Source organism: Comamonas terrigena NBRC 13299 (genome assembly GCF_006740045.1).
GTDB lineage: Bacteria > Pseudomonadota > Gammaproteobacteria > Burkholderiales > Burkholderiaceae_C > Comamonas > Comamonas terrigena.
On the sequence record NZ_AP019749.1, the window covers coordinates 4,181,949 to 4,201,346 of the forward strand.

Here is a 19,398-nt window from a genome sequence, read left to right on the forward strand (position 1 = left end):
GGCCCGGGCGTAGCCGCACGAATGGCGCCTGGCTGCTGCAATTTTTACAGTGACAACCGAGCGCTGCACTGTCTGCGCGCCACTTTTCACTGAGGAAAAATTGCTATGCGCCGCACCTTCTCTTCCGCACTCGTTCTGGGCCTGGGCCTGATCGCCAGCGCCTCCCATGCACAGGCTGTGCGCGTGGAAAAAAACATGTCGCTGGAACTGGCCAACCAGATCGCGGCCCAGAGCGTTGCCGCCTGCGCGGCCGATGGCTATGCCGTCACCGCCACCGTGGTCGACCGCGCCGGCACCGTGCGTGCCGTACAGCGTGCCGACAACGCCGGCCCCCACACGCTGGAAGGCAGCCGTCTCAAGGCCTTCACCTCGGCATCCGCCAAGAACAACACCCTGGCGATGATGGAAGGCGCGCAAAAGAACCCCGGCGCCGCCAATCTGGTGCATATCCCGGGCTACCTGCTGCTGGGCGGTGGTCTGCCCGTCAAGGCCGGTGACGAAGTCATCGGCGCCGTGGGCATTGCCGGCGCCCCCGGCGGCCACCTGGACGACAAGTGCGGCCAGGCCGCGCTGGCCAAGGTGCAAGGCCTGCTGAAATAAGCGACCCGGCAGCACCTGCCGCGTCCCCCAGGCCTGGCCGTGCTGCCAGGCCTTTTTTGCGCCCGGCCTGCGCGCACCACCCGCCTCCAGGCGGCCCAGGGCCCATGGGGCCAGGGGATCAGAGCAGGCGCGCCTTCACCGTCTTGCCCTTGACCTTGCCCGCATTCAGCTTGGCGCAGGCCGCCGAGGCGATGTGGCGGTCCACTGCCACATAGGTGGAAAAGTCGTTCACGCTGATCTTGCCGATCTGCTCGCGGGTGTAACCGAAGTCGGCGCACATGGCGCCCATCACGTCGCCAGCGCGGATCTTCTCCTTGCGTCCGCCGATGATCTGGATGGTCACCATCGGCGGCAGCAGCTCACCGCCGGCGGCCGGCGTGAGCCCCTCCAGCGGGAAGAACTCCGAAGCGCGGCCTTGCAGCTGCTCGATCTTGCCCACGCTGCCCATTTCGTCCATGGACACCAGATTCAGTGCCAGGCCTTCCGCGTCGCCCCGGCCGGTGCGGCCGATGCGGTGGATGTGCACCTCGGGATCCGGGGTCACATCCACATTGATGACAGCAGACAGATCGGCAATGTCCAGGCCCCGTGCCGCCACGTCGGTCGCAACCAGCACGCTGCAGCTCTTGTTGGCGAACTGCACCAGCACCTCGTCGCGCTCGCGCTGCTCCAGCTCCCCGAACAGCGCCAGTGCGCTGAAGCCCTGGGCCTGCAGCTCGGCCACCACCTCGCGGCATTGCTGCTTGGTGTTGCAGAAGGCAATGCTCGACTCGGGGCGGAAATGCGCCAGCAGCTTGGGCACGGTGTAGATCTTGTCGTTGGCATCCACCTCGTACCAGCGCTGGACGATCTTGTTGGCACTGTGCTGGGTGGCGACCTTCACGGTCTGCGGGTCGCGCATGAAGCGGGTGGCCAGGCTGGCAATGCCGTCCGGGTAGGTGGCCGAGAACAGCAGCGTCTGGCGATCGGCCGGGCACTGGCGCACCACGGTCTCGATATCGCCAAGGAAGCCCATGTCCAGCATGCGGTCGGCCTCGTCCAGCACCAGGGTCTTGAGGTTGCTGATGTCGAGCTTGCCGCGCTCCATCAGATCCATCACCCGGCCCGGCGTGCCGACGACGATGTGGGCCCCGTTTTCCAGCGAGGCGATCTGGTTGCGCGACGGCACGCCACCATAGACGGTGACGATCTTGATGTTGTCCTGGGCGCGGGCCAGGCGGCGCACCTCGGTGGCCACCTGGTCGGCCAGTTCGCGCGTGGGGCACAGCACCAGCGCCTGCACGGCAAACCAGCGCGGATTGAGGCGGTCCACCATGGGCAGACCGAAGGCGGCGGTCTTGCCGCTGCCGGTGCTGGCCTGGGCAATCAGGTCCTTGCCCTGCAATGTCAGCGGCAGGCTGGCCGCTTGGATGGGTGTCATCTGCGCATAGCCCAGCTGCTGCAGATTGGCGAGCATCTCGGGGGACAGGGGCAGCGCCGAGAAAGCGGTGGGAGCGGTGGCCTGGGCGGCGCTGGTGGAAGTGTTCATACCCACGATTATCCCGGGCACCCGGGCTTTGTGCAGGGTCGCCATGCAGTGAACCGGCACCCCGCCCGGGTACGCCACCGCCAGCAGCGGTCCGGCTCAGTGGCCGTTTGCGGCCACGGCCGGCGCAATGCGCAGCGGAATGGTCACCGGCCCGTCGTTGACCAGGTGCACCTGCATGTCGGCGGCAAAAATGCCGGTCTGGACCACCGGGTGGCTGCCTTGCGCCTGTGCCACGAAATAGTCGTACAGGCGCTGACCCTCGGCCGGAGCGGCCGCGCCGGTGAAGCTGGGGCGGTTGCCGCCCCTGGTGTCGGCCGCCAAGGTGAACTGGCTGACCACCAGCAGGCCGCCTCCCACATCCTGCAAGCTTTTGTTCATCTTGCCGGCATCGTCCTGGAAGATGCGCAGCTTGAGCATCTTGGACAGCAGCTTGTCGGCCTCGGCCTCGGTATCGCCCTGTTCGGCGCACACCAGGGCCAGCAGGCCCTGTTCAATCTGGCCGGTGATCCGGCCGTCCACTTCCACCCGCGCCGTCTTGACGCGCTGTACCACGCTCAGCATTTCCGTATCTTCCTTGCTCCATCCGGCCTGCACCCGTCCCCTGACCGGCCATGGCCTGGCCTGCGTGCGCAGGTCGGCGGCTGCATTGTGCCGCGCCGCCGGCCCTGCCGTGGACCATGCGGACAGCGGACACGGCCGTTGTCAGCACGCACCGCTGCGCCAGCCCAGCCACGCAGCTGTCACACGAATGTCGCACAATAAGGTATGCCCTACCCTGCCCCAGACACTTCTTCTGCGGCGCGCATGCGCCGTTTTGACGACCCGCTCGCTGCACTGGCCTGCGTCCAGGCGCTCTACCAGGAGCAGGTCGATACCCTGCGCGATGCCATGCGCCGCTTTGTCGCGGGAGAGCAGCTCTCCGCACCGGTGCACGCCTACTACCCGCTGGTGCGCATCGAAACCCATACCGTGGCGCGCGCCGACACCAAGCTGGCCTACGGCTTTGTCGAGGGCCCGGGCCGCTACGACGCCACCATCACCCGCCCCGACCTGTTTGCGCGCTACCTGCAGGAGCAGTTCCGCCTGCTGCGCAAGAACCATGGGGTGGACATCCAGGTGGGGCTGAGCCAGCAGCCCATTCCCATCCATTTCTCGTTCGCCGACAACGACCATGTGGAAGGCAGCCTGTCCCCCGAACGCCGCATCCTGATGCGCGATGTGTTCGACCTGCCCGACCTGGAAGCCATGGACGACGGCATTGCCAACGGCACCTGGCGCTCCCAGCCCGGCCAGGCGTTCCCGCTGTCGCTGTTCACCGCGCCGCGCGTGGATTATTCGCTGCACCGCCTGCGCCACTACACCGGCACCGCTCCGGAGTGGTTCCAGAACTTTGTGCTGTTCACCAACTACCAGTTCTACATCGACGAATTCATCCGCCTGGGCCATGCCGAAATGGCCAAGGAAGACAGCGAATACATCGCCTTCATCGAGCCCGGCAACGTGGTCACCCGCCGCACCGGTCTGCCGGCCCAGGCCATCGACGAACTGGGTGCCGCGCCGCCCCGCCTGCCGCAGATGCCGGCCTACCACCTGGTGCGCGAGGACTACAGCGGCATCACCATGGTCAACATCGGCGTGGGCCCGGCCAATGCCAAGACCATCACCGACCACATTGCCGTGCTGCGCCCCCATGCCTGGATGATGCTCGGCCACTGTGCCGGCCTGCGCAACAGCCAGGAGCTGGGCGACTATGTGCTGGCCCACGCCTATGTGCGCGAGGACCATGTGCTGGACGAAGAACTGCCGCTGTGGGTGCCGATTCCGGCCCTGGCCGAGATCCAGCAGGCGCTGCAGCAGGCTGTGGCCGACGTGACGGCCATGGAAGGGCCCGACCTCAAGCGCATCATGCGCACCGGCACCGTGGCCAGCACCGACAACCGCAACTGGGAACTGCTGCCCGACAACCTGCCCCAGCGCCGCTTCAGCCAGAGCCGCGCCGTGGCGCTGGACATGGAAAGCGCCACCATCGCCGCCAACGGGTTCCGCTTCCGCGTGCCCTATGGCACCTTGCTGTGCGTCAGCGACAAGCCGCTGCACGGCGAGATCAAGCTGCCGGGCATGGCCAACCACTTCTACCGCGAGCGGGTGGACCAGCATCTGCGCATCGGCATGCGCGCGGTGGAACTGCTGCGCCAGGGCGGTTCGCAACGCCTGCACAGCCGCAAGCTGCGCAGCTTCGACGAAGTGGCGTTCCAGTAAGCAAGAACCTGCCGGACTGGGCGCTGGCGCGCATGGGGTACCCGCTGCCCCACCGCACGGTGGGGCATGCCGCTTCAGGCCACGGAAGCCGGTGCCAGCGACGGCGTGGCCTGGCCACCCGCCTTCAGTGTCTGCAGCAGCTGCGCCGCTTCGCGCGCCGCCACACGGCCTTCATCGGTGGGGATGACCCAGATTTCCACGCGGCTGTCGGGCGCGTGGATGGCGTAGGCCGCCTTGCCATCGGCATTGCGGTTGCGTTCTTCGTCGATGCGCAGCCCCGTCCAGGCCAGGCGGTTGCAGACCTGCTCGCGCAGCACTGCATCGTTCTCGCCGATGCCGCCGCTGAAGGCCAGCACATCCAGACCGCCCAGGCAGGCCATCAGCGCACCGCTTTCGCGGATCACGCGGTGGGTGAACTGCAGGATGGCACGTTCCGCATCCGGGCTGTCGCTGGCGCGCAGCGTGCGCATATCGGCCGAGATGCCGGACACCCCCAGCAGACCGCTTTGCTTGTAGAGCAGCTTTTCCATCTGGGCATGGGTCCAGCCCTGCTCCATCAGGTACAGCAGCACCCCGGCATCCAGCGAACCGCTGCGCGTGCCCATCATCAAGCCGTCCAGGGCCGAAAAGCCCATGGTGGTGGCTACGCTGGAGCCGGCCAGCGCCGCGCACAGGCTGGCGCCGTTACCCAGGTGGGCCATCACCACGCGGCCACGGCCGCGCAGCGTGTGCTCCAGCAGCATGCCCATGATGTACTGGTAGGACAGACCGTGAAAGCCATAGCGGCGCACGCCTTCTTCCTGCAGCGCCTTGGGCAGGGCAAAGGCGTAGTCCACCTCGGGCATGGTGGCATGGAAGGCGGTGTCGAAACAGGCGATCTGCGGCAGCTGCGGGAAGGCGGCCTGAAAGCGGCGTATGCCTTCCAGATTGTGCGGCTGGTGCAGCGGCGCCAGCGAGTTGAAGCAGGCCAGGCGTTCCAGCACCTCCTCGGTGACCAGCACGCTTTCGGTGAACACGCCGCCGCCATGCACCACGCGGTGGGCCACCGCTTCGATGTCGGGTGCGGCTTCGAGCTTCTGCACCAGGGCACGCAGGCTGTCCAGCGCGGCAACAAAAGGGGCGGTGCCGGCGGGCACCGCCAGTGCTTCCTGGTGCCTTTTGCCCAGATAGGTCCACCCCATGGCCGGCGCGCCACCGGGCTCCAGCCCCTGGATGTTGCCCGAGAGCACATGGGGCTGCACCTGTCCGCCCTGCAGCGGGTGCAGCGAGAACTTCAGCGAGGACGATCCGGCATTGACGGCAAGAATGGCCATTGTTTTCTCCTTGGATGGCGGTCGGGCGGCGGCTCAGCGGCCGCTTGGCCACATCAGTCAGCGGTTCAGTGCCCGCTCTTCCACGCGTCGGCTTCCTGCTTCTTGCGGCTGTCGTGCGCGGCCAGCACGGCCAGCACGGCAGACGCCACACGGGCCGTGGGACCGTCGGCACGGCTGGTCAATGCAATGGGCACGCGTGCGCCCAGCACCAGGCCCGAGCCGGATGCGCCGGCCAGGTACTCCAGCTGCTTGGCCACCATGTTGCCGCTTTCCAGGTCCGGCACGGCCAGGATATCGGCCTGCCCGGCCACGGCCGAGTCAATGCCCTTGATGCGCACGGCCTCGGGTGAAATGGCGTTGTCGAAGGCCAGCGGGCCGTCCAGCAGCCCGCCCTTGATCTGGCCCCGGTCGGCCATCTTGCACAGCGCCGCAGCGTCGATGGTGGACGGAATGGTCGGCGTGACGGTTTCCACGGCCGACAGCACCGCCACCTTGGGCGCTTCCGTGCCCATGATGCGGGCAAAGTCGATAGCGTTCTGGATGATGTCCGCCTTCTCCGGCAGCGTGGGGCGGATGTTGATCGCCGCGTCGGTGATCAGCAGCGGCTTGGCATACAGCGGCACGTCGAAGCGGAAGACATGCGACAGGCGGCGTCCGGTGCGCAGCGCAGGCTGACCCAGAACGGCCTTGAGCAGCTCGTCGGTGTGCAGACTGCCCTTCATCAGCACTTCCACGTCCTTGTTGGCGGCCATCTCGGCCGCCAGCTGGGCCGCCGCATGGCTGTGCTCCACATGCAGGATCTCCACCCCTTCCAGGCTCAGGCCGGCTTCTTCTGCCACGCGGCGGATACGGCCTTCGGGGCCGATCAGCACCGGCACGATCAGGCCGTGCTGTGCCGCGTCCAATGCGCCGCTGAGCGAGCCTTCGTCACAGGGATGCACCACGGCGCAACGCACGGCGTCCAGCCCTTCGGTAAGGGCCAGCAGCGCCTTCTGACGCGCTTCAGGGTCGAACAGCTGGATCTGGGGCGCATTGACCCGGGGCACACGCACCTTCTGCGTGGGCGGCATCAGACGGGCCACGCCCTTGAGCACCACCTCGCCCTTCTGGTTGCTGACCTGGCAGTCCACGGCGATGCGCTTTTTCTCGTCGTCCTTTTCCGTCACCGTGGCCAGCACGGTCAGCGTATCGCCAATGCGCACCGGCTTGGTGAACTTCAGCTCCTGGCCCAGGTAGATGGTGCCGGGGCCGGGGAACTGCGTGCCGAACAGGGCCGAGATCAGTGCCGCACCCAGCATGCCGTGGGCGATGACGCCGTGGAACATGGTGGCATCGGCGTATTCGGCGTTCAGGTGGGCGGGGTTGATGTCGCCCGAGACGGCTGCGAAGGCCTGGATGTCCTCCAGCGTCACGGTGCGCACCAGGCGGGCGCTCTGGCCCACGCTCAGCTCGTCATAGGTGACGTTTTCCATCCATTCGTCGATGTGCGGGGTCTGCATGTTCATGGGATACCTCGGTCAAACTGTACGAAAAAGGCGGCGCGGCACCCGCGCTGCTGGCGGTGGGGGACGCGCTCAGTCCATGGCGTGGACACCGGCGTCCACATAGATGGTCTGGCCGGTCATGCCCGACGCGGCATCGGTGCACAGAAAGGCCGACAGGCTGGCGATTTCTTCCAGCGTGACCAGGCGCTGCAGCGGCGCCTTGTCGATGGCGGTCTGCATCAGCTTGTCGAACTCGGCAATGCCCGAGGCCGCACGGGTCAGGATGGGACCGGGCGACACCGCATGCACGCGGATGTTCCTGGGTCCCAGCTCCATGGCCATGTAGCGCACCATCGATTCCAGCGCGGCCTTGACCGGCCCCATCAGGCCGTAGTTGGGCACGGCTTCACCGGAGCCCAGGTAGGTCATGGACAGCATGCTGCCGCCGTTGGGCATGTGCGGCGCGCACAGCTTGGCCACTTCGGCGAACGAGTGGCAAGACACGCTGACGGCGCGGGCAAAGCCTTCGCGCGAGCTGTCCACCACATCGCCATGCAGGTCTTCGATGGGTGCCCAGGCGATGGAGTGGATGACGAAGTCGATTTGCCCCATGGTCTTGACCGCGTGGTCCACCAGGGCCTGCAGCTCGCCTTCGGTTTCCACATTGCAGTTGACCAGATCAATCCCCAGCGGCTGGGTCAGCGGCTCCACATACTTGCGGGCCTTGTCGTTCAGGCAGGAAGCCACCACCTGGGCGCCCTGCTGCACGGCCATCTTGGCGCACCCCCAGGCGATGCTGTGGTCGTTGGCAATGCCCAGAATCAGGCCTTTTTTGCCTTGCAGGCTGAAGGAAGAAGACGCTTGTGTCATGGTCAGAGAATCTTTCGGGGTAAAGCCAGGCCGCAGCGCTCGCTGGCGCTTTGGTGATTTTTCGCCTTGCACGCCGCTTGAGCGCGCGCAGGCCGCTATCAAAAATGGGGAATCAGGCCGCTTCTGCTTCGAGCGCGCGCAGATCGATGCCGTCGGCGCCGGGGCGGAAGCCCTCGCGCAGCAGCTTTTCTTCGGCGCAGATGAAGAGATCGCGCGTCACTTCCGCACCCAGCTTCTGGGTGAAGCGCGTGGTCACGCCGTAGCGCAGCACCAGCAGGCCGCGCAGCTCTTCCCGCATGCGGTGCTGGCGGGTATCGCCGGGCGCATTGGTGTCGCGCTGCAGCACCCGTTCCACTTCGCTGTCCTTGTCCAGCGACACATCCAGCGCAGTGGCCAGGCGTGCAATGCGGGCGTTCAGCCGCTCGATGGAAGCACTCAGGCGCTCCACATGTTCCTGCAGGGCCAGTTCGGTTGTCGTGTTTTCAGTCTGCATAGCGCACCATCACATAGTCACCGGGTGCATCACACACCACGTTTTCCGCCGCAATGGCGGGAGGTTGGATCGCCGCGCCGGAGCGGGCACTGATCCAGGCGTGCATGGCTTCCCACCAGGAACCCTGGATCACCGGCGCCTGGGCCACCCAGTCGTCGGGATCGATCCAGCCCTGGCCGTCTTCCACGCTGGCGATCTGGTAGCTGCGACGCGGGCGGCCGGGCTCCGACACAATGCCCGCGTTGTGCCCGCCGGCGGCCAGAACAAAGGTCACGTGCGTATCGGTCTGCAGATGGATCTTGTAGACCGACTTCCAGGGTGAGACATGGTCGCGCGTGGTTCCCACCACCATCATCGGCGCGCTGATGTCCATCAGCGCCACAGTGGCCCCGGCAAAGCGGTACTGGCCGTTGGCCAGCGCGTTGTTCAGGAACAGCGAGGTCAGGTACTCCGTGTGCATGCGTGCCGGCAGACGGGTCTGGTCGGCATTCCAGCTCATGAGATCGAAGCTGCTGTCTTCCTCGCCCAGCAGGTAGCGGCTGGTGTTGCGCGACCAGACCAGGTCCTTGGAGGCCAGGAACTGGAAGGAGCCCCCCATCTGCCGGCCCGACAGATAGCCTTTTTCCGCCATGGCGCGGCGCAGGCTCTCCAGCTGGTCGTCGTCGATGAATACCCCGAGCTCGCCGGGTTCGGAGAAATCGGTCTGCGCCGCCAGCAGCATGACGGAGGCCAGCTCCGGCAGGTCGGCAGGCACCAGGGCTTTTTCCTTGGCACTCCAAGCGCCGGGCTTCTTGCGCGCCAGGCGGCCCAGGGTGGCCGCGACGATGGCCAGGAAGGTGCCGCCCAGGCAATAGCCCATGGTGTGCACGCGTGCCGCACCAGTGCGGGCCTTGGTGGCTTCCAGCGCCGCCAGCACGCCGCTGGAGAGGTAGTCCTGCATCTTCAGGTCGCGGTCCGAGGCATCTGGGTTGCGCCAGGAGACGATGAGCACCGTGTGGCCCTGGTCCACCAGGTACTTCACCATGGAGTTGCCGGGCGACAGGTCCAGGATGTAGTACTTCATGATGCACGACGGCACGATGAGCACCGGCTCGGCCTGCACCTTGGCCGTGGTGGGCAGGTACTGGATCAGCTCGATCAGGTGGTTGCGGAACACCACCTTGCCCGGCGTGCAGGCCACATCCTTGCCCACGGCAAATTCCAGCGGCTCCAGCGCTTCGGCGGGCGTATCGGCCTTGGCCTTGCGCAGGGCCTTCAGGTCCTGGGTGAAATGCTGGAAGCCCTTGCGCAGGCTTTCGCCCTGGGTCTCGCGGGCCTTGGCCAGCACCTCGGGATTGGTCGCCGCCCAGTTGGACGGGGACATCGCATCCAGGCCCTGGCGGGCAAAGAAATCCACCATGTGGCGGTGGTGGCGGGTCATGCCGTCGACCTTGGTGGCCTCGCGCCACCAGGCATCGCTGGCCTTGAAGCCTTCCTTCAGCGCGCTGTAGGGCCACTGCGCCCAGGCAGGGTCTTTGAAACGGGTGTCTTTTTCCGGGGTCTCGGGATGGGCGGGCGTCAGGCTGCGCTGCACCGCTTCGCGCGACAGTTCCACCGCCTTGTGTGCCAGCGCCATCTGCTTGCCGGGCGACGCCGCCAGGTGCATGGCCCAGTCGGCCGCTGCCAGCCCCAGGGCAATGGGCGACAAGCCCATGCACAGGCGGCTCAGTTGCGCCTGCACCTGGTCATCAAGCTGTTTGCTGGGATCGATCGCCGGCACGGCGAAGGGGGTGTTCTCCATGAAATGGCCTCAGTGTCTCGGGTTTACAAATGGATGCACAAGCACCAATTCTCGGCAATAAGCCCCGGAAAACCAAAAGCAACTCCGCCCTGCTTGACACAAGTCAAAGCTGCGCAAAACGGCTATGACGCTTTATACCCCGGTAAATTATTGCGCTGCAACAATTTCGGACACCCCCGCCAGCCCTGCACCCCAAGCAGGCGCTCACCTCGGCGCTTCACGCTGCGGCGAAATGGCGCAATAGCGCAGCGGCACGCTCGGCAATCATCACCGTCGGGGCCTGGGTGTTGCCGCTGGTGATGCGCGGCATCACCGAGGCGTCGACCACCCGCAGCCCCTGCACGCCATGCACGCGCAGCTGGCTGTCCACCACGTCCTGCGGCCCCACCCCCATGCGGCAGGTACCCACCGGATGGTAGATGGTATCGGCCCGCTTGCGTACCCAGTCTGCGATGGCGCGCTCGTCCTGCACCGCGTCCAGCTCCGCCATCTCCCGTCCGCCCAGCTGCGCCAGCGCCGGCTGGCGCAGTATCTCCCGCACCCGCTGCACCCCGCGCACCAGGCGCGCCATGTCGTCGGGATGGGACAGGAACTGCGGGTCGATCAACGGCGCCGCCAGCGGGTCAGGGCTGGCCAGCCGCAGCTGGCCCCGGCTGGCGGGTTGCAGCACACAGACATGGCAGCTGAAACCATGCCCCCAGGTGTGACCCCGGCCATGGTCGGCCTGCTTGCCGGGCAGGAAATGCAGCTGCAGGTCCACTTCCGGCTCTGCAGACCGGCTGCGGATGAAGCCACCCGCTTCCGCCAGATTGCTGGTCAGCATGCCGGTGCGGTGCTGGCGCCACTCCCATGCGCCCCGGGCAATGCGCTGCAGGCCGGGCAGCGACACCCCCACGCCCAGCGCCGTGCCCGGCAGGCTGTGCACCACCGTCACATCCGGGTGGTCGTGCAGGTGCGCCCCCACGCCGGGCAGGTCCACCTGCACCGGCACGCCCAGTGCGTGCAGATGCGCCCCCGGCCCGATGCCGGAGAGCATCAGCAGCTGCGGCGACTGCAGCGCGCCGGCGCACAACAGCACCTCGCGCTGGCAGTGCAGGGTTTCGCGCCGGCCGCCGCACAGCAATTCCACCCCGCAGGCGCGGCGGTCTCCGTCCAGCAGAATGCGCAGCACCTGGGCGCCGGTGCGCACTTCCAGATTCGGGCGGCTGCGGTGCGGCGCCAGATAGGCCTGGTAGGCACTGCAGCGTGCGCCCTGGCGCTGGAACACCTGGTAGAGGCCCACGCCCTCCATGCTGTGGCCATTGAAGTCCGTGTTGCGCGGGTAGCCCGCCTGCATGCCGGCCTGCACAAACGCCTGGCTCAGCGCGTCGGGCGACTGCAGATCGCTCACCTGCAGCGGCCCCTCTGCGCCATGCCAGCAGTCCGCGCCCCGGCTGTTGCCTTCGGCCTGCAGAAAATACGGCAGCACATCGTCCCAGCCCCAGCCCGGGTTGCCTGCGGACTCCCAGAAGTCGAAATCGGACGGCAGCCCCCGGATATAGATCATGGCGTTGATCGCGCTGGAGCCGCCCAGCACCTTGCCCCGGGGCTGGTAGCCGCGCCGCCCGTTCAGACCGGGCTGCGGGGTGGTGGCGAACCCCCAGTTGTACTGCCCCGTCTTGGGCAGCAGCGCCAGGCCCGCCGGGCAGTGCAGCAGCGGGCTGGCGTCTTCCGGCCCCGCTTCCAGCAGGCAGACCTGGGAGCCAGGCTCCTCGCTCAGCCGCGCGGCCAGCACCGAGCCCGCAGCCCCTCCCCCGATCACGATGTAGTCTCGCATTGGATATGTCCCATCCGTGCCTTGTCGAGCAGCACAGTGGGCTACACATTAACGGGGATGCCACGGAATTTCGATACCATCTCGCCCGAGCTTTTTTCTTTCTCAGGAGACTTTTCATATGGCAATCCAGACAGTGGGCATCGTGGGTGCAGGCACCATGGGCAACGGCATCGCACAGGCATGCGCCGTGTCGGGCATCAACGTGGTGATGGTGGACATTTCCGAAGCCGCCGTGCAAAAAGGCGTGGCCACCGTGTCCGGCAGCCTGGACCGCCTGATCAAGAAGGAAAAGATCACCGCCGCCGACAAGGAAAAGGCCCTGTCGCTGATCAAGACCTCCACCAGCTATGACGACCTCAAGGGCGCCCAGCTGGTGATCGAAGCCGCGACCGAAAACTACGAGCTGAAGGTCAAGATCCTCAAGCAGCTGGACGCGCTGCTGGATGCCGACGTGCTGGTGGCCACCAACACCTCGTCGATCTCCATCACCAAGCTGGGCGCCGTCACCCAGCGCGCCGACAAGTTCATCGGCATGCACTTCTTCAACCCCGTGCCCATGATGGCGCTGGTGGAAATCATCCGCGGCCTGCAGACCAGCGACGCCACGCACGACGCCGTCAAGGCCCTGTCGGAAAAGCTGGGCAAGTCGCCCATCACCGTCAAGAACGCCCCCGGCTTTGTGGTCAACCGCATCCTGGTGCCCATGATCAACGAAGCCTTCCAGGTGCTGAGCGAAGGCACGGCCTCCGCCGAAGACATCGACGCCGGCATGAAGCTGGGCTGCAACCAGCCCATCGGCCCGCTGGCCCTGGCCGACATGATCGGTCTGGACGTGTGCCTGGCCGTGATGGAGGTCTACCTGGAAGAGTTCGGCGACAGCAAGTACCGCCCCAGCTATCTGCTGCGCGAAATGGTGGCCGCCGGCCGCCTGGGCCGCAAGACCGGCCAGGGTGTGTACACCTACTAAAGCGGCCCCGGCTGGTGCGCGCTGACGCAGCGCCACCTCCGGTTTTCGCTGCCAAGCCCGCGACACCTGCGAGACAGGTCGCGGGCTTTTCGTCTTCTGGGCGACTGCGCCCGGCCGCGGGGGACCCTAAGGTGCGGCGCAGGAGACCCGTCATGCCCCTTGCCATCGAAACCCCGACGCCCCCACCCGAGGGCAGCATCCACTGCGAAGTGCGCGGCCATGTGCTGCTGATCGGCATCAACCGCCCGGCCAAACGCAATGGCTGGACGCCCGCCATGTTCCAGCAACTGGCCGAGGCCTACACCCGGCTGGACGACGAGCCGGCGCTGCGCGTGGGCGTGCTGCACGCCTTTGGCGAGCACTTCACCGCCGGTCTGGATCTGCCCATCATGTCGGCCTATCTGAAGGGCGGCAAGAAAGCCATCCCGCCCGGGCTGGTGGAGCCGCACGACTACGGTCTGGTGGGCTACCGCCGCCGCGCCAAGCCCATGGTGGCCGCCGTCAAGGGCATCTGCTTCACCGTGGGCATCGAGCTGATGCTGGGCGCCGACATCGTGGTGGCGGCCGACAACTGCCGCTTTGCCCAGCTGGAAGTGCAGCGCTGCATCATGCCCACGGGCGGAGCCACCTTGCGCATGGCCGAACGTGCCGGGGTGGGCAACGCCATGCTGCACCTGCTGACCGGGGACGAGTTCGACAGTGCCGAAGCGCTGCGCTGCAACTTTGTGCAGAAAGTGCTGCCCGCCGGCCAGGAACTGGCCGAGGCCCTGCGCATTGCCGAACGCATTGCCCAGCAGGCCCCGCAGGCTGTGGTGGCCACGCGCCAGAACGTGCTCAAGGCCATCGAGCTGGGCCAGGCCGCGGCCGTGGCGGACTTCATCCCCGTGCAGCAGCGCCTGGCCCACAGCGACGATGCGGCCGAAGGCGTGCGCTCCTTCATCGAAAAGCGTCCGGCACGGTTCACCGGAACCTAGCCGCAGCCATGCCGGCCGCAGCGTGATGTGGCGTGGCCGGCATTCCGCCCTTCTGGCAGCATGGGCATTGCAATTAAATTGCGCGCAATTTAATTGCAAGCAATAATTCACCCCATGCGTTCCGACTCCGACCTCCTCCCCGACAGTGCCCGACTGCTGCAGCTGGACAACCAGGTCTGCTTTGCGCTGTACTCGGCATCGCTGGCCATGACCAAGCTCTACAAGCCCTTGCTGGAAGACATCGGCCTGACCTACCCGCAGTACCTCGTCATGCTGGTGCTCTGGGAAGGCGACCAGCTCATGGTGTCGGAACTGGGCGAACGCCTGTACCTGGACTCCGGCACGCTGACCCCGCTGCTCAAGCGGCTGGAGTCGGCGGGCCTGCTGACACGCCTGCGCGATGCGCAGGACGAGCGCCGCGTGCGCATCGCGCTGACCGACGCCGGCCGCGCGCTGCGCAGTGCGGCAGAAAAAATCCCCGCCTGCGTGCTGCAGAGCACGCAGTGCACCTTGCCCGAATTGCAGGCGCTCACCGGCCAGCTCCACGCCCTGCGTGCACAGCTGGTGCCGCGCCGGTAATGAAGAGAGACGATTTCCTCCACCCGTCCGCATTGCCGGACACTCTTGCATAGGAAGACACCATGGCACAGCTCGACAAAGTTCTCTACACCGCCCACGCCCACACCACGGGCGGACGTGACGGCGCTTCGCGCACCGACGATGGCCGCCTGGACATTGCCCTGTCCTCCCCCGGCGGTGCCGGCCAAGGCACCAACCCCGAGCAGCTGTTTGCCGCCGGCTATTCCGCCTGCTTCATCGGCGCGATGAAGGCCGTGGCGGCACGCCAGAAACTGACACTGCCCCAGGATCTGGCCGTGGACGCCGAAGTGGACCTGGGCCCGGTGGGCCAGGCCTATGGCATTGCCGTGCGCATGACCATCCACCTGCCGGGCATGGACCCGGCCCAGGCCCAGCAACTGGTGGACACGGCCCACCAGGTCTGCCCCTACTCCAACGCCACGCGCGGCAACATCGACGTGACACTGAAGATCGCCTGAAGATCGTCTGCAGCCGCCCCTCTGTGGTCCTGCGCCGCAGAGGCTATGCGCAGCAAAGGGCGCGGAGTGTCTGCCACTCCACAACCCGACCGGGCCTGGCGCCCGGTTTTTTCATGGCGGCTTCAGCCGGTGGTGCCCCACAGTGCACCGGGCTGCGGCAGGTAGCGCTGCTGCTGCAGATCCCACAGCCCCTCCAGTACCAGCGGACCGGCAATGTCATGGCTGGCATAGCGCACCAGCGCCAGCTGCTGCACCTCCAGTGGAAGCAAAGGCTGGCCCACGCCTACGGCGTGCAATTGATCGACGGCCCACAGCAACGGCAGTGACCGTGCGTAGTGTCCCAGCGTCACATGCGGCACGTAGTGCCAGCCCGGCGCCGGCGGCCAGGGCACCAGCGCATCGTGCAGACGCGCCAGGGTGTCCGCCCCCTGCCCCACACCCAGATAGGGCACGGTGGTGAAACTGCCCACGCCCTGCAGCTGCACGGCAAACGGCGGCTGGGCCAGGGCCTGCAAGGCCGCCAGATCGGCCTGCAGCTGGGCGGGGCCGAACTCGGCCGCCACATGGGCCATTTCGTCGCACAGCCCACGATAGGCCACGGTCAGGTGCGGCTGGCGGGCGTAGCGCGACAGCAACGCATCGCCCAGCGCGTGGCGGGCCGCCTGGATGGTGGCATCCACGGCATCGGAGGCAATCCACACCACCCACACGGCGCACCAGGGGCAGTTCTGGTGCCAGTCCGCAAAGTCGCGGTCTTCGCAGGGCTGGGACAAAGGGAAAGCGTCGGACATGCCCGCAGTGTGCCAGTGCTGGCCGCGCCACACACAGCAGCCCCCGGTATCCGTTGCGCCCGATGCTCCAAGCTATTCATGGTGTGCGTATTGGAAGCACGGAACCCCGCCGCTCAATTTTTCGCCTCCCCTAGGTCAAACCCGTAGACCGCTTGCAAGCCCACCGCCAGCTTGGGCGCCCAAGATGGGCGGTATGAAGCTCGCACTGATCTCCGATGTCCATGCCAACCGCCAGGCCCTGGCGGCCTGCCTCGCACACGCGCGGGCCCAGGGCGCCACGCGCGTCGCCTTTCTGGGTGACCTGGTGGGCTATGGCGGCGAACCCACGGCCGTGCTGGAACAGGTGATGCAGGAAGTGGCGCAAGGCGCCTGGGCCGTGCAGGGCAACCACGACGCCATTGCCGTGGCTCCGCCCGAACAGGTGACCCATGTAGGGGCCCAGGGCGCGCAGTGGACCCACGACCAGCTCAGCCCCGCGCAGCGCCAGTTTCTGGGCGCACTACCGCTGACCTTCCAGGCCGGCCAGGTGCTGCTGGTGCATGCCAGTGCCGATGGTCCGCAGCGCTGGCATTACGTGGACAACAGCGCAGCGGCCGAGCGCAGCATGAGTGCCGCCACCCAGCTGGATCCCAACATCCGCTATGTCTTCAGCGGCCATGTGCACGAGCAGGCGCTGTACTTTCTGACCCCGACGGCCAAGCTGATGCGCTTCACGCCCCAGCCTGGCGTGCCCGTGCCGGTGCCGCCCTACCGCCAGTGGCTGGCCATCGTCGGCTCCTGCGGCCAGCCCCGCGATGGCGACACCCGTGCCATGTATGCGCTGTTTGACGAAATGGCCTTCACCCTGACGTTCCACCGCGTGGCCTACGACCACGAGGCCGCCGCCCGCGCGGTGCGTGCCACCCCCCTGCCCGAAGCATTTGCCCAGCGCCTGCAGGAGGGACGATGAAAAAGCTCGCACCCGGCACCGAAGTCGACGGCTTCCGCATCCTCGACTGCATCCACGCAGGCGGCATGGCCCACATCTATGCCGTGGAATACGCCCATGCGCGCCAGGCCGCCAGCGGCCCCGGCTTTCCGCTGGTGATGAAGATCCCGCGCATGACGGAGGGAGACGGTGCCGAGAACATCGTCAGCTTCGAGGTCGAGCTGCAGATCCACCCGGTGCTGACCGGCCCGCATGTGCCCCGCTTTGTGGCCGCCGGCGATCTGCTGCGCCTGCCCTACATCGTGATGGAGCAGGTGCACGGCCACACGCTGCAGCACTGGCTGGACCAGGCCGAGCGCCCTAGCCTGCACCAGGTGGCCCAGCTCGGAACAGCCATGGCCCAGGCCGCCCACAGCCTGCACCAGCAGAATTGCTGCCACCTGGACCTGAAGCCCGGCAACGTACTGATCAAGGAAGACGGCAGCGCCGTGCTGCTGGACTTTGGCCTGTCCTGCCACGCCCACTACCCCGACCTGCTGGCCGAAGAGCTGCGCAAGGCCGTGGGCTCGCCCGCCTGGATGGCCCCCGAACAGATCGTGGGCGTGCGCGGGGATCTGCGCAGCGACATCTTTGCCATCGGCGTGATGCTGTACGAGCTGGTCACTGGCGAGCTGCCCTTTGGCAACCCGGCCACCAGCGGCGGCCTGCGCCAGCGCATGTGGATGGCGCCCGAGCCGCCGCGCGCACTGCGCCCCGACCTGCCGGAATGGATGCAGGAAATCATCCTGCGCTGCCTGGAACCCGAGGCCGCCCAGCGCTACCCCACGGCCGCCCAGCTGGCTTTTGACCTGCAGCACCCCGAACAGGTGCCACTGACCGAACGCAGCCAGCGGCTGCACGGCCTGTCCCTGGCCGCCAAGCTGCGGCGCTGGGTGCGCGCGGCGGGCATGGAATACCGCCCCAGCCCCCTGCCCAGCGAGCAGATCGGTGAGCGCCCCATCCTGATGGTGGCCGTCCCCCACCAGGACGTGACGGATGCCACGCTGTACTCGCTGCGCCAGGCCGTGGCCCGTTCGCTGGGCATACGCCCCGGCGCCCGGCTGGCCGTGGTGACGGTGATTTCCCCCTCGGCCAGCAGCAGCACCGATGCCCAGCGCAGCGAAACCACGCTGCACCGGCAGCACCGCTCACGCCTCAAGCAGTGGGCACAGCCACTGGACCTGCACGGCCATGGTGTCAGCTACCACGTGCTGGAAGCCACCGACGTGGCCCAGGCCCTGGTGCGCTATGCCGAAGGCAACAACGTGGGGCTGATGATCCTGGGGGCCGCCACGCATGGCCTGCAGATGCAGCGCTTGGTGGCCACCGTGCCGATGCGCGTGGCCCGCGATGCCCCGTGCACCGTCATCCTGGTGAAACAACATCTGCCATTTGCGGCACTGAACGCACACGACAATGTGGTCGCATGAGCACCTCCGAATCCCCCCATCCGTACGCGCACTTGACACCCGATTGCGTGCTGGACGCCCTGTCCAGCACCGGGTTGTGGCCCGACGGCCGCCTGCAGGCCCTGGGCTCCTACGAAAACCGCGTCTACCAGGCCTGTCTGGACGATGGCAGCAAAGTGGTGGCCAAGTTCTACCGCCCCGGCCGCTGGAGTGCCGCGCAGATCGCCGAGGAGCATGACTTCTCGCGCCAGCTGGTGCAGGCGGAAGTCCCCGTGGTCGCCCCGCTGGAACTGCAGGGCAGCACCGTGCACCAGCATGCGGGCTTTGCCTTCAGCGTCAGCCCCTGGCGCGGCGGGCGCACGCCGGAGCTGGACGACTGGGACACGCTGGAATGGATTGGCCGCTTTCTGGCCCGCCTGCACAGCGTCGGGGCGCAGCAGGACTTTGTCCACCGCCCGACGCTGGATGCCCAGCAGATGGGCGCCGCCCCGCTGCAATGGCTGCTGGCCCATGGCGACATCCCGCCCCATGTGCGGCCGCGCTGGCAGGCGGCCTGCGAGGCGGCTCTGGCCATGGCCCGCGACGCACTGGCGCAGACCCCGCTGCGCGCCATCCGCCTGCATGGCGACTGCCACCCCGGCAACATCCTGTGGACGCCGGTGGACGACAACGGCCAGGGCGGCCCCCATTTCGTGGACCTGGACGATGCCCGCATGGGCCCGGCCGTGCAGGATCTGTGGATGCTGCTGTCCGGCGACCGGCGCCAACGCAGCCAACAGCTGTCCACCCTGGTGGAAGGCTATGAGCAGCTGCGCGACTTTGACCGGCGCGAGCTGCGCCTGATCGAGCCGCTGCGCACGCTGCGCCTGATCCACTACAGCGCCTGGCTGGCCCAGCGCTGGCAGGACCCGGCATTTCCCCGCGCCTTCCCCTGGTTTGGAACCGAAGCCTACTGGCTGGAACAAACTTCTATCCTGCTGTCCCAGGTCCTGACCATGGAAGAAGAACCATTGGCGATCTGAACGGCGGATATTGAAACATTTTGTTTCAACGTTCACCAGACAGCGGTACGCTCTGGGCTTTCGATCC

General features: G+C 67.0%; 18 protein-coding genes. 9 read left to right on the plus strand and 9 right to left on the minus strand.

Going from position 1 to position 19,398, the window contains the following annotated elements; all coding sequences use genetic code 11:
- Positions 1-105 precede the first annotated feature (105 nt).
- Positions 106-600, plus strand: a complete 495-nt coding sequence (locus CT3_RS18935; protein WP_066541121.1) for a GlcG/HbpS family heme-binding protein — start codon at positions 106-108, stop codon at positions 598-600.
- A 118-nt stretch (positions 601-718) separates the two neighbouring features.
- Here CT3_RS18935 and dbpA read toward each other — a convergent pair whose 3' ends face one another.
- Together dbpA and dtd are read right to left on the minus strand one after the other, a co-directional pair.
- On the minus strand, positions 719-2,128 hold the full coding sequence (dbpA, locus tag CT3_RS18940; RefSeq protein ID WP_066541123.1) for an ATP-dependent RNA helicase DbpA: 1,410 nt from the start codon (positions 2,126-2,128) through the stop codon (positions 719-721).
- Between the two features lie 96 nt (positions 2,129-2,224).
- The gene (gene dtd / locus CT3_RS18945; protein WP_066541546.1) at positions 2,225-2,689 is read right to left on the minus strand and encodes a D-aminoacyl-tRNA deacylase; all 465 of its coding nucleotides are present in this window, start codon (positions 2,687-2,689) and stop codon (positions 2,225-2,227) included.
- 243 nt (positions 2,690-2,932) lie between these two features.
- Here dtd and CT3_RS18950 point away from each other — a divergent pair, with 243 nt between their 5' ends.
- The gene (locus CT3_RS18950) at positions 2,933-4,387 is read left to right on the plus strand and encodes an AMP nucleosidase (RefSeq protein WP_098065948.1); all 1,455 of its coding nucleotides are present in this window, start codon (positions 2,933-2,935) and stop codon (positions 4,385-4,387) included.
- A gap of 74 nt (positions 4,388-4,461) precedes the next feature.
- On the opposite strand, the gene CT3_RS18955 is transcribed toward CT3_RS18950, so the two are convergent.
- The 6 genes from CT3_RS18955 to CT3_RS18980 all read right to left on the minus strand — a co-directional run bounded on the left by CT3_RS18955 (position 4,462) and on the right by CT3_RS18980 (position 12,143).
- Positions 4,462-5,700, minus strand: coding sequence for an acetate/propionate family kinase (locus CT3_RS18955; RefSeq protein WP_066541126.1), 1,239 nt, complete (start codon positions 5,698-5,700; stop codon positions 4,462-4,464).
- 65 nt (positions 5,701-5,765) lie between these two features.
- The gene (locus tag CT3_RS18960; protein ID WP_098065951.1) at positions 5,766-7,205 is read right to left on the minus strand and encodes a bifunctional enoyl-CoA hydratase/phosphate acetyltransferase; all 1,440 of its coding nucleotides are present in this window, start codon (positions 7,203-7,205) and stop codon (positions 5,766-5,768) included.
- 69 nt (positions 7,206-7,274) lie between these two features.
- Entirely contained in the window at positions 7,275-8,054 is a 780-nt protein-coding gene (gene fabI, locus CT3_RS18965; RefSeq protein WP_066541127.1) for an enoyl-ACP reductase FabI, read from the minus strand.
- A 112-nt stretch (positions 8,055-8,166) separates the two neighbouring features.
- Entirely contained in the window at positions 8,167-8,547 is a 381-nt protein-coding gene (locus CT3_RS18970; protein WP_066541128.1) for a hypothetical protein, read from the minus strand.
- Positions 8,537-10,327 carry a PHA/PHB synthase family protein gene (locus CT3_RS18975; RefSeq protein ID WP_066541129.1) on the minus strand — a complete coding sequence of 597 codons (1,791 nt, stop codon included), beginning with the start codon at positions 10,325-10,327 and terminating at the stop codon, positions 8,537-8,539. The genes CT3_RS18970 and CT3_RS18975 overlap by 11 nt, the downstream gene beginning before the upstream one ends.
- Positions 10,328-10,544: 217 nt before the next feature.
- Positions 10,545-12,143, minus strand: coding sequence for a GMC family oxidoreductase (locus CT3_RS18980; RefSeq protein ID WP_066541137.1), 1,599 nt, complete (start codon positions 12,141-12,143; stop codon positions 10,545-10,547).
- Between the two features lie 118 nt (positions 12,144-12,261).
- Here CT3_RS18980 and CT3_RS18985 point away from each other — a divergent pair, with 118 nt between their 5' ends.
- The 4 genes from CT3_RS18985 to CT3_RS19000 all read left to right on the plus strand — a co-directional run bounded on the left by CT3_RS18985 (position 12,262) and on the right by CT3_RS19000 (position 15,142).
- Positions 12,262-13,110 carry a 3-hydroxybutyryl-CoA dehydrogenase gene (locus CT3_RS18985; RefSeq protein WP_066541139.1) on the plus strand — a complete coding sequence of 283 codons (849 nt, stop codon included), beginning with the start codon at positions 12,262-12,264 and terminating at the stop codon, positions 13,108-13,110.
- Positions 13,111-13,262: 152 nt separating this feature from the next.
- Positions 13,263-14,084: a crotonase/enoyl-CoA hydratase family protein gene (locus tag CT3_RS18990; RefSeq protein ID WP_066541141.1), complete on the plus strand. Its 822-nt coding sequence runs from the start codon at positions 13,263-13,265 to the stop codon at positions 14,082-14,084.
- 114 nt (positions 14,085-14,198) lie between these two features.
- Entirely contained in the window at positions 14,199-14,663 is a 465-nt protein-coding gene (locus tag CT3_RS18995) for a MarR family winged helix-turn-helix transcriptional regulator (RefSeq protein WP_066541143.1), read from the plus strand.
- A gap of 62 nt (positions 14,664-14,725) precedes the next feature.
- Positions 14,726-15,142: an organic hydroperoxide resistance protein gene (locus CT3_RS19000; RefSeq protein WP_066541144.1), complete on the plus strand. Its 417-nt coding sequence runs from the start codon at positions 14,726-14,728 to the stop codon at positions 15,140-15,142.
- A 122-nt stretch (positions 15,143-15,264) separates the two neighbouring features.
- Here CT3_RS19000 and CT3_RS19005 read toward each other — a convergent pair whose 3' ends face one another.
- Entirely contained in the window at positions 15,265-15,933 is a 669-nt protein-coding gene (locus CT3_RS19005; RefSeq protein ID WP_066541549.1) for a 2'-5' RNA ligase family protein, read from the minus strand.
- Positions 15,934-16,126: 193 nt separating this feature from the next.
- Here CT3_RS19005 and CT3_RS19010 point away from each other — a divergent pair, with 193 nt between their 5' ends.
- Genes CT3_RS19010 through CT3_RS19020 form a run of 3 tightly spaced genes read left to right on the plus strand, consistent with a single transcriptional unit; the run spans position 16,127 to position 19,331 of the window.
- The gene (locus CT3_RS19010) at positions 16,127-16,882 is read left to right on the plus strand and encodes a metallophosphoesterase family protein (protein WP_066541551.1); all 756 of its coding nucleotides are present in this window, start codon (positions 16,127-16,129) and stop codon (positions 16,880-16,882) included.
- On the plus strand, positions 16,879-18,330 hold the full coding sequence (locus CT3_RS19015; protein ID WP_066541146.1) for a serine/threonine protein kinase: 1,452 nt from the start codon (positions 16,879-16,881) through the stop codon (positions 18,328-18,330). The genes CT3_RS19010 and CT3_RS19015 overlap by 4 nt, the downstream gene beginning before the upstream one ends.
- Entirely contained in the window at positions 18,327-19,331 is a 1,005-nt protein-coding gene (locus tag CT3_RS19020) for a serine/threonine protein kinase (protein WP_066541149.1), read from the plus strand. The genes CT3_RS19015 and CT3_RS19020 overlap by 4 nt, the downstream gene beginning before the upstream one ends.
- The last annotated feature ends 67 nt before the right edge of the window (positions 19,332-19,398 follow it).

What these genes read in the sequence shown, in the direction of transcription:
- CT3_RS18985 (WP_066541139.1), top strand. Translation starts at nt 12,262, where the DNA reads ATGGCAATCCAGACAGTGGGCATCGTGGGTGCAGGCACCATGGGCAAC.
- CT3_RS18955 (WP_066541126.1), bottom strand. Translation starts at nt 5,700, where the DNA reads ATGGCCATTCTTGCCGTCAATGCCGGATCGTCCTCGCTGAAGTTCTCG.
- CT3_RS19005 (WP_066541549.1), bottom strand. Translation starts at nt 15,933, where the DNA reads ATGTCCGACGCTTTCCCTTTGTCCCAGCCCTGCGAAGACCGCGACTTT.
- CT3_RS18960 (WP_098065951.1), bottom strand. Translation starts at nt 7,205, where the DNA reads ATGAACATGCAGACCCCGCACATCGACGAATGGATGGAAAACGTCACC.
- CT3_RS18975 (WP_066541129.1), bottom strand. Translation starts at nt 10,327, where the DNA reads ATGGAGAACACCCCCTTCGCCGTGCCGGCGATCGATCCCAGCAAACAG.
- CT3_RS19000 (WP_066541144.1), top strand. Translation starts at nt 14,726, where the DNA reads ATGGCACAGCTCGACAAAGTTCTCTACACCGCCCACGCCCACACCACG.
- CT3_RS18990 (WP_066541141.1), top strand. Translation starts at nt 13,263, where the DNA reads ATGCCCCTTGCCATCGAAACCCCGACGCCCCCACCCGAGGGCAGCATC.
- dbpA (WP_066541123.1), bottom strand. Translation starts at nt 2,128, where the DNA reads ATGAACACTTCCACCAGCGCCGCCCAGGCCACCGCTCCCACCGCTTTC.
- CT3_RS18950 (WP_098065948.1), top strand. Translation starts at nt 2,933, where the DNA reads ATGCGCCGTTTTGACGACCCGCTCGCTGCACTGGCCTGCGTCCAGGCG.
- CT3_RS19010 (WP_066541551.1), top strand. Translation starts at nt 16,127, where the DNA reads ATGAAGCTCGCACTGATCTCCGATGTCCATGCCAACCGCCAGGCCCTG.
- CT3_RS19020 (WP_066541149.1), top strand. Translation starts at nt 18,327, where the DNA reads ATGAGCACCTCCGAATCCCCCCATCCGTACGCGCACTTGACACCCGAT.
- CT3_RS18970 (WP_066541128.1), bottom strand. Translation starts at nt 8,547, where the DNA reads ATGCAGACTGAAAACACGACAACCGAACTGGCCCTGCAGGAACATGTG.
- CT3_RS18995 (WP_066541143.1), top strand. Translation starts at nt 14,199, where the DNA reads ATGCGTTCCGACTCCGACCTCCTCCCCGACAGTGCCCGACTGCTGCAG.
- CT3_RS18935 (WP_066541121.1), top strand. Translation starts at nt 106, where the DNA reads ATGCGCCGCACCTTCTCTTCCGCACTCGTTCTGGGCCTGGGCCTGATC.
- dtd (WP_066541546.1), bottom strand. Translation starts at nt 2,689, where the DNA reads ATGCTGAGCGTGGTACAGCGCGTCAAGACGGCGCGGGTGGAAGTGGAC.
- CT3_RS18980 (WP_066541137.1), bottom strand. Translation starts at nt 12,143, where the DNA reads ATGCGAGACTACATCGTGATCGGGGGAGGGGCTGCGGGCTCGGTGCTG.
- fabI (WP_066541127.1), bottom strand. Translation starts at nt 8,054, where the DNA reads ATGACACAAGCGTCTTCTTCCTTCAGCCTGCAAGGCAAAAAAGGCCTG.
- CT3_RS19015 (WP_066541146.1), top strand. Translation starts at nt 16,879, where the DNA reads ATGAAAAAGCTCGCACCCGGCACCGAAGTCGACGGCTTCCGCATCCTC.